This is a genomic window from Streptomyces sp. NPDC001027 (genome assembly GCF_040299045.1).
Classification (GTDB): Bacteria; Actinomycetota; Actinomycetes; order Streptomycetales; family Streptomycetaceae; genus Streptomyces.
The window spans coordinates 1-1,903 of the sequence record NZ_JBEPBI010000534.1 but is presented as its reverse complement, the minus strand read 5'-3'; the positions used below and the strand labels follow the sequence as shown (position 1 = coordinate 1,903).

Below are 1,903 nucleotides of genomic sequence, written 5' to 3'. Positions count from 1 at the left end.
GGCGCCGCGGTCCTGCCCGGCGCGTCCCCGCTGCTCGCCGCGGGCCTCGTCGAGGGCTTCGACGGCAGCCCTCTGGCGGCGGCGACGGACCCGGCGAGGTGGTGGGAGGCGTATCTGTCGGCCGTCGCCGCGCCGGCCCTGGAGGCGTTCGCCGGCCACGGCGTCGTCCTCGAGGCGCACCTGCAGAACACGCTCGTCGCCGTCGACGCCGACGGCCTCCCGGTGCAGGCCCTGTTCCGGGACGCCGAGGGAGTCAAGCTCCTGCCGGACGTGGAGCGGTCGGCCGGCTGGGAGCGGCTGGTGTACTGCCTGGTGGTGAACCATCTGTGCGAGGTCGCCGCGGCCCTCGTCGCACACCACCGGGGATTCGACCCGTGGCCCGCGGCCCGCCGCGCGCTGGCCCGCCACGACCTCCCCGAGACGGCCGCCCTGCTCACCGCGCCCACCCTGCCGGGCAAGACGAACCTGCTGCTGCGCTGGACGGGGGCGGACGGTGCGGACGCCCGCTATCTGCCGCTGCCCAATCCGCTGGCCGTTCCGTCGGCCGTGGATGAACGTCAGGCGCTCGGCCGGTAACGGCCATGGAACGGCTGAGCGACGCTTTTCCACACGTTACATCCCATGTTTGCGCAGTGGCGATCCCCGTGTCGGCCTTCAGGCCCCCCTTGACCGCTGGCCCCGCCTGCGCGCCGCGGCCTTGTCGCGAGCCCCGCAAAAGCTCATCTACCTCGGCGAATCCGACTTTCAGGCGACCGTGGTCGACGAGTTCGCGGTAGATCGCCCGACCTCGTGCCGTCGAGTGGTTGACGCCCGGAACGTCGCACTGGCGAATGATTGGTCGTATGAATCAGTATTGCTGATCAATCGTTCCGCTCTCTAATATCGCTTGCGCCCAGAGGCGATCAACCTGTCCCGTGCCGGCGCGCGACCGTGCCGGCGGCGCCTCGACGTCACCCGGCCGAGGCGTGGGGCAGACCACCGACGCGACACTGACGTCGCGTCCACTTTTCCTGGACGAGCAGGGGAATCCGTACGTGATGTCACGCACCATGATCAAACGTGCCGCAGCGGCGGTCGCACTGAGTCTGGCGTCGGTCCTGACGTCTGTGTCGCCGGCCGACGCCGCGACCAACCTCAGAGGCATCGAACCGTTCAACACCGACAAACTCCTCATGACCATCTGCAACGGCCGGACCGACTGGCCCACCTACTGGTGGATCAACGTCCAGACCGGCGAGGTCATGGAGGACGGCGTCCACGGCATCCCGGCCCTGAGCATCTCGTAACCCATGGGAACGCTTCCAGGGCTACTGCAGCTACCCGCAGTCGTCCAGCTGGACCTGGACCGGAGCCGAGAAGCAGGTCAGCAACACCCTGGTCAACTGCAGCTCCGGCTCCCAGCTGAGCCAGAACCTCCAGCTCAACGGCAGTACGACCAGCACGACCACCAACAGCGTCACCGGCTCGGTGGGCATCGAGTGGAACGTCATCGAGAAGGTGCTCTCGGTCGAGGCGGGCGCCAGCTACACCCGTAGCTGGTCGTACGCGAAGTCCTCGGGCTGGGCCACGACCACCGGCATCACCGTCCCGCCGAAGCGGGTGGGCTGGATGGCGCTCCGCCCGCTCATGCGCACCGTGCGCAGCAACCCCGTCTTCCATGTCACCCGCTACTCGTGGGGCGCGCCGGGCACCCACGAGCAGGTCGACTCCTACTCCTGGCGCGGCCGTGGCTACAACGAGATCACGTCGTACGGCGCCTACTTCGACGCCGTGGGCAACGTGCTCAACTCCGACGGCACGCCGAAGGGCCAGTACGTGGCGCGTGACCGGGCGGTGAAGAGCTCCGACCGCTGCTGACACCGACTGACGAGCTCGGGCCGTTCCCGGCGAGCGGATCTCGCCG

General features: G+C 69.0%; 4 protein-coding genes. 3 read left to right on the top strand and 1 reads right to left on the bottom strand.

The genetic code is table 11. The features are described from left to right. Together ABT300_RS43640 and ABT300_RS43635 are read left to right on the top strand one after the other, a co-directional pair. On the top strand, positions 1–576 hold a 576-nt coding region (locus ABT300_RS43640), incomplete at its 5' end, for an IucA/IucC family C-terminal-domain containing protein (RefSeq protein WP_351688628.1). A gap of 461 nt (positions 577–1,037) precedes the next feature. After that, on the top strand, positions 1,038–1,286 hold the full coding sequence (locus ABT300_RS43635; protein WP_351688625.1) for a hypothetical protein: 249 nt from the start codon (positions 1,038–1,040) through the stop codon (positions 1,284–1,286). A 30-nt stretch (positions 1,287–1,316) separates the two neighbouring features. Here ABT300_RS43635 and ABT300_RS43630 read toward each other — a convergent pair whose 3' ends face one another. Next, complete coding sequence (locus ABT300_RS43630) at positions 1,317–1,475, bottom strand: hypothetical protein (RefSeq protein WP_351688622.1); 159 nt, start codon at positions 1,473–1,475, stop codon at positions 1,317–1,319. Here ABT300_RS43630 and ABT300_RS43625 point away from each other — a divergent pair. Then, a complete protein-coding gene (locus tag ABT300_RS43625; RefSeq protein WP_351688619.1) occupies positions 1,468–1,857 on the top strand; it encodes a hypothetical protein in 390 nt (129 codons plus the stop codon). The two genes, ABT300_RS43630 and ABT300_RS43625, sit on opposite strands and share 8 nt — an antisense overlap. The last annotated feature ends 46 nt before the right edge of the window (positions 1,858–1,903 follow it).

Coding starts and splice junctions, on each gene's coding strand:
- ABT300_RS43635 (WP_351688625.1), top strand. CDS start 1,038: ATGTCACGCACCATGATCAAACGTGCCGCAGCGGCGGTCGCACTGAGT.
- ABT300_RS43630 (WP_351688622.1), bottom strand. CDS start 1,475: ATGCCCACCGAGCCGGTGACGCTGTTGGTGGTCGTGCTGGTCGTACTG.